Origin of the sequence: Candidatus Endomicrobiellum pyrsonymphae (assembly GCF_020328025.1) — a bacterium.
Lineage (GTDB): Bacteria > Elusimicrobiota > Endomicrobiia > Endomicrobiales > Endomicrobiaceae > Endomicrobiellum > Endomicrobiellum pyrsonymphae.
The window spans coordinates 1-5,674 of record NZ_JAIXMZ010000074.1; the positions used below are offsets into that span (position 1 = coordinate 1).

Annotated in this window: 7 protein-coding genes and 2 pseudogenes; all 9 read right to left on the reverse strand. The window is 39.8% G+C overall.

The features are described 5' to 3' along the window. Positions 1 to 403, reverse strand: a 403-nt coding sequence (gene rpsC / locus LE180_RS05915) for a 30S ribosomal protein S3 (protein WP_374134534.1), incomplete at its 3' end; no start/stop codon positions are given. Positions 404 to 516: 113 nt separating this feature from the next. Next, a pseudogene (rplV, locus tag LE180_RS05920) lies at positions 517 to 834 on the reverse strand (50S ribosomal protein L22); the annotation flags it as partial. Positions 835 to 934: 100 nt separating this feature from the next. Next, the gene (gene rpsS / locus LE180_RS05925) at positions 935 to 1,219 is read right to left on the reverse strand and encodes a 30S ribosomal protein S19 (protein WP_374134535.1); all 285 of its coding nucleotides are present in this window, start codon (positions 1,217 to 1,219) and stop codon (positions 935 to 937) included. A 20-nt stretch (positions 1,220 to 1,239) separates the two neighbouring features. Beyond that, entirely contained in the window at positions 1,240 to 2,073 is an 834-nt protein-coding gene (gene rplB / locus LE180_RS05930; protein WP_374134536.1) for a 50S ribosomal protein L2, read from the reverse strand. Between the two features lie 133 nt (positions 2,074 to 2,206). Further along, a complete protein-coding gene (gene rplW, locus LE180_RS05935) occupies positions 2,207 to 2,494 on the reverse strand; it encodes a 50S ribosomal protein L23 (protein ID WP_374134537.1) in 288 nt (95 codons plus the stop codon). Between the two features lie 41 nt (positions 2,495 to 2,535). Further along, positions 2,536 to 3,156, reverse strand: a complete 621-nt coding sequence (gene rplD, locus LE180_RS05940; protein ID WP_374134538.1) for a 50S ribosomal protein L4 — start codon at positions 3,154 to 3,156, stop codon at positions 2,536 to 2,538. A 251-nt stretch (positions 3,157 to 3,407) separates the two neighbouring features. Continuing rightward, the gene (gene rplC / locus LE180_RS05945) at positions 3,408 to 4,076 is read right to left on the reverse strand and encodes a 50S ribosomal protein L3 (RefSeq protein ID WP_374134539.1); all 669 of its coding nucleotides are present in this window, start codon (positions 4,074 to 4,076) and stop codon (positions 3,408 to 3,410) included. 36 nt (positions 4,077 to 4,112) lie between these two features. Further along, positions 4,113 to 4,439 carry a 30S ribosomal protein S10 gene (gene rpsJ / locus LE180_RS05950; protein ID WP_374134540.1) on the reverse strand — a complete coding sequence of 109 codons (327 nt, stop codon included), beginning with the start codon at positions 4,437 to 4,439 and terminating at the stop codon, positions 4,113 to 4,115. Between the two features lie 358 nt (positions 4,440 to 4,797). Further along, a pseudogene (locus LE180_RS05955) lies at positions 4,798 to 5,613 on the reverse strand (elongation factor Tu); the annotation flags it as partial. Between the last annotated feature and the right edge of the window lie 61 nt (positions 5,614 to 5,674).

The window sequence follows — 5,674 nt, forward strand, 5'->3', positions numbered from 1 at the left end:
TCATTGCTCTTCTAAATGCAATTTGTTTTTCCAATTGGAAGGCAATGCCTTCAGCTACAAGCTGAGCATCAATTTCAGGTCTCTTAATTTCCATAACGTTCACAAAGGTTTTCTTCGCTGTCATGGACTCAATTTCTTTTCTCAAATTTTCAATACCCTGTCCGCCTTTTCCGATCACAATACCAGGTCGAGATGTATAAATATTTACGCGCAAATATTTACCAGGTCGTTCTATGACAATTTTCGATACAGAAGCCAACTTAACAAGCTTGTCCTTTAAATAGATTCTTACGCGACGATCTTCTTCTATAAAATCAGGCATCTCTTTTAAGTTAAACCATTTAGATTCCCACTCTCTGATATATCCTAACCTTACGCTTTTGGGATGTACTTTATGACCCATGTTTCTTACCTTTCCTAAAAATTTTATCTCACTTTGTTTCTATCACTACCATCGCTATTAACTACATCTTCAGAAATTTTTTTCTTTCTCTTTTCCGGAACTACACCGACATCTGTAACAATTATTGTAAGATGCGCCGTTCTCTTCTTTATCGGCATCCCTCTTCCCTTCGGACCAGGTCTCGTCCTTTTCAAAATAGGACCATTTCCAACCCACGCTTCTTTCACTTTAAAACCCGAAAAATCTTTAAGCTTCCCTGTATTTGCAATCGCGCTTTTTAAAACTTTTTCAACAAGCACCGCGGCAGATTTAGGAAGAAAAGAAAGTATTCCAAACGCCTTCTCAACTTTCTTATTTCTGATAAGCATAAGAACTTGATTAACTTTTCTTGGAGTGTATCTAACAAATTTCGCTGTTGCTTTCGCTTCCATCTTTTATATATATCCTTTTCACGTTCAACATAGCCATCCCGCTCAACTGTTGAGTCTTTGACATCGTTCCTGAGTAAAAACTAATTTTCACACATTTTATTTACGTAAGTGATGTTTCTCGCTTCGTCATTCCGCCGTGACCTTTAAAAGTTCTTGTCGGCGCGAATTCCCCTAATTTATGCCCCACCATTTGTTCAGATATAAATATCGGGAGAAACTTTTTCCCATTATGTATTGCTATCGTATGTCCGACAAAATCAGGAGTTATAACGCTTGCTCTTGCCCACGTTTTAACAACTTTTTTATCACCATCTTTATTTAACTTTTGCATCTTCTTCAGTAGCTTCTCATCCACATAAGGACCCTTTTTTGTTGAACGACTCATCTATTTTTTCCTCCGCTTACTTACTTCTTAGCTTTATCACGATGACTCACTATTACCCAATCCCAAACTTTCTTTGGTCTTGTCTTAAACCCTTTAGCAAGCTGATTCCAAGGGCTTCTAGGTTGATTTTTGCCTTTGGATTTGCCTCTGCCGCCTCCGTGTGGATGATCGACAGAGTTCATTGCAGTTCCGCGAACATGAGGTTTTTTACCAATATGGCGATTTCTTCCTGCAGATCCCATCGTAATATTTTCATGATCCAAATTTCCTACCTGACCAATTGTCGCGTAACAATTTACTCGAATAAGCCTGATCTCGCCAGAAGGCATTCTTACGTGAGCATAATCGCCCTCTTTCGCAAGAAGCTGGGCAGCAGCGCCAGCTGAACGAACAAGCTGTCCGCCTTTGCCTACTGCCAATTCCAAGTTATGTACGAAAGTACCTACGGGTATATTCGTAAGTGGAAGAGAATTCCCCGGTCTTATCCCGGCATCCGGACCGGACATGAGAGAATCTCCAACGTTCACGCCTACAGGCTGAATTATATATCGTTTTTCACCGTCTTGATATTGCAAAAGAGCTATTCTACTAGAACGATTGGGATCATACTCGATTGCGACTACTTCTGCCGGAATGTTAAACTTGTCCCTTTTGAAATCAATAGCTCTGTAAAATCTTTTGTGACCGCCGCCTCTAAAACGAACCATTATCTGACCGGTATTGTTGCGACCGCCTTTTTTCTTCACTACCCGTATTAACGATTTTTCAGGTTCCGTCTTAGTGATATCTGAAAAATCCGATACGGACATTTGTCTTCTAGACTGCGTATAAGGCTTAAATGTTTTAATCGGCATTACTTTTTCCTGTTTTCGGGCGCACCCTCGCAACGTTAGATACAACCAACCCCTTGCTGGATCACTACCCATAATTTACTTCTAAAGCTAAAAGACTACATTTGGTAAGACTTTACCGTTACTCAGCCTAAAATTAGACCTCGTCGACCATTTGAATTTCCTGTCCTGCGCCAAGTTTTACCATTGCTTTTTTCCAATCGCTCTTGTATCCTGAATGCGCGCCCATCCTTTTGCTTTTTCCAGCATAGTTTGAAGTATGCACGCTTTCTACTTTTACGTTGAACAAAGACTCTACAGCCTGCTTTATCTGAAATTTATTAGCATCTCTATTTACTACAAAAGTATATTTATTGTCTTTTTCTTTCAGAAGCGTTGCCTTTTCCGTTACTATCGGTCTCTTAATAATGTTCCTGATTTCCATTTTACTTTATTCCTCAAATAATAAAAGGCAACCAATTTCGCTTATAGTGATTGTCTTTTTTTTATTGAATCAATCGCTTCGGGCGTAGTAATCAACTTATCTGCCCAAAGAACTTGATACGCGTTGATATTTTTAATATTTTCAACTACAACATTCTGCACATTTCTAGACGCTACTTTAAAATTTATATCGTTAGAAATTGCGAAAATAATTTTCTGACCTTCAACTTTAAGATTCCTCAAAAGTTCCACTACTTTTTTTGTTTTAACTTCGTCAACTTTTACAGAATCAACAACTATCACGTTGCCTTTCTGAAGTTGTGCAGAAAACGCCATACTCAAAGACAATCTTTTTTTCTGCTTTGACATCTTTGTGTAATAGTCCCTAGGTTGCGGTCCAAAAATAATACCACCTTTTCTCCACAAAGGAGAATTTCTCTGACCAGCTCTAGCATTGCCCGTACCTTTCTGTTTCCACGGTTTCGCTCCTGAAAAAGAAACTTCGCCTCTCGTTTTTGTTTTGTGTGTACCAAATCTTTGATTGCTTAAGTATGCCGTCGTGACTTCATGCAGAAGCACGCCGGAAACTTCCGTACAAAAAAACGCGGGAAGCTCTATTCTTCCTTTTTCCTGACCCTTTGCGTCGTAAACTATTGTTTCCATTCTCTCTCTCTTTCACCGACAACACTAAACACACGATAGATATTATTATTAAACCATTGTCAACTTACACACACTAGACAAACAACAACGAACCATTAACACCAACAGAACAATCTTTCACATACATTATAGTCAACTCACTGCTAGACTTGTGACATCTGCAAGTCGCAACAATCTAGACAACAACAATGCTGGATTGCTTCATCATTTCATTCCTCGCAAAGACATCGCTAGCACATATTTACATTCAGCTACTTCTTTGCCTTGGCTTTTATTTCTCTGACGCCAGGAATTTTTTTAAGCGTACTGCTTATGATCAATGTTCCGGTCTTTACAGCAGGAACAGCGCCTTTAATAAGCAAGACATTTTTTTCAACATCAACTTTTACTACAAGCAATCTCTGTATTGTAACATATTCACCACCTAAATGTCCAGACATTTTCATGCCTTTTAAAACTTTCTGCGGTCCCTGCCCGCCACTAGAACCCCTTGCGCGAGTTCTATCGGATTGACCGTGAGTTGTAGGCTGCATACCAAAGTTATGTCTTTTGATAACACCGGCATAACCTTTACCCTTTGTCACAGCGCAAACATCAACATAGTCGCCTGCTTTAAACACATCTGCTTTTATCTCTTGTCCGACTGTAACCTCAGCAACATCAGTAACTCTAAATTCTTTTAAAATCTTCTTAAGTGGAAGATCATTTTTCTTAAAAAGACCTACTTGAGACTTATTAAGATTTTTTGCTTTTACGTCTCTGAAAGCAAGCTGAACAGCAGAGTAGCCGTCCTTTTCAGCTGTGCGTACACTCGTGATAACACAAGGTCCTGCCTCTACCACTGTTACAGGTATGAGATTCCCTTTATCGTCGAAAACCTGCGTCATACCAACTTTTTTTCCAATAATCGATTTTAACATATTTTCTCTCTACGATTCAAATATTTTTTTGAGGGATTACATCTTAATTTCAATATCAACTCCCGCGGGCAAATCGAGCTTCATAAGTTCTTCAACAGTCTTCGACGAAGGCTCGCGAATATCAACTAATCTCTTATGAATTCTCATTTCAAACTGTTCGCGTGATTTTTTATCCGCGTGAACAGATCTGTTGACCGTATATTTTTTTATGCTAGTAGGCAAAAGCACAGGTCCGGTTATAGCTGCTCCGGTACGCCTTGCCGTTTCCACTATCTTGACAAGCGAATCATCTAACATTTTATGATCGTATGCCCGCAACTTAATTCTTAAACGCTGAGTCGGCACTACTTTTTCATTTACCATAAATTTTAATCCTATTTATTTGATCTCTGTTTATCTCTGCTTACATTTGCGCTTTAGCATAACACAACATTCCATGTACTTCAAGCCAGGCAACAGCTATTTAAAACACTAAATTTTATCTGTTTTGCTTTAAGCAAAACCAAACCACACCTGTATGTTGGAGCAATTACGGAAAGGTTTTGCAACCTTCATACCAGCACATTCCGACAGGCAGAGCCTATTCTCGAATGTTTTTATAGAAAACTTTCATTCTCTCAATCTCCCAAACAGGACACCTCCACCATCCAAATACCTCACCTCTTTTAAGATTACAGAGTGCAGTGTCCTATTTTCTCTCCACCCTACACATTATACAATATTATTCAACAATTTCAGTAACAACGCCTGAACCAACTGTTTTACCACCTTCTCTGATTGCAAATCTTAACTGCGGTTCCATCGCTATAGGCATTATCAACTCAATGTCCATCGTTACGTCATCCCCAGGCATTACCATCTCCCTTCCCGCAGGCAAATGCGCTATCCCAGTTACATCTGTCGTCCTAAAATAAAACTGCGGCCGATACCCGTCGAAAAATGGCGTATGTCTCCCACCTTCCTCTTTCTTCAATATATATACCTTCCCTTTAAACTTCTTGTGTGGCTTTATTGACCCGGGAATCGCTATTACCTGCCCTCTTTCTACCTGCATCTTTTCTATCCCTCTCAACAACATCCCTATGTTGTCACCAGCCTGCGCTTCATCTAACAACTTCTTGAACATTTCTATCCCAGTTACCACCGACTTCCTCGTGTCCTGTATCCCTATAATCTCTACATTGTCACCTACTTTTACTTTCCCACTTTCTACTCGCCCTGTCGCTACTGTACCTCTCCCAGTAATCGAAAATACATCTTCCACACTCATTAAAAACGGCTTATCTATATCCCTCGCCGGTAGTGGTATCGTCGCATCTATTGCTTCCATCAACGCCATTATTGAATCCACACCCTCCTGCTTCCCTTCTAATGCCTGCAACGCACTACCCCTGATTATCGGCGTCTTATCACCAGAAAAATTGTACTTCGTCAACAAATCCCTTACTTCCATCTCTACCAAATCCAATAACTCTTTGTCCTCCACTGCATCGCACTTGTTTAAAAATACTACTACCGAAGGCAGGTAAACGTGCCTTCGGTAGTAGTATTTTTAAACAAGTGCGATGCAGTGGAGGACAAAGAGTTATTGGATTTGG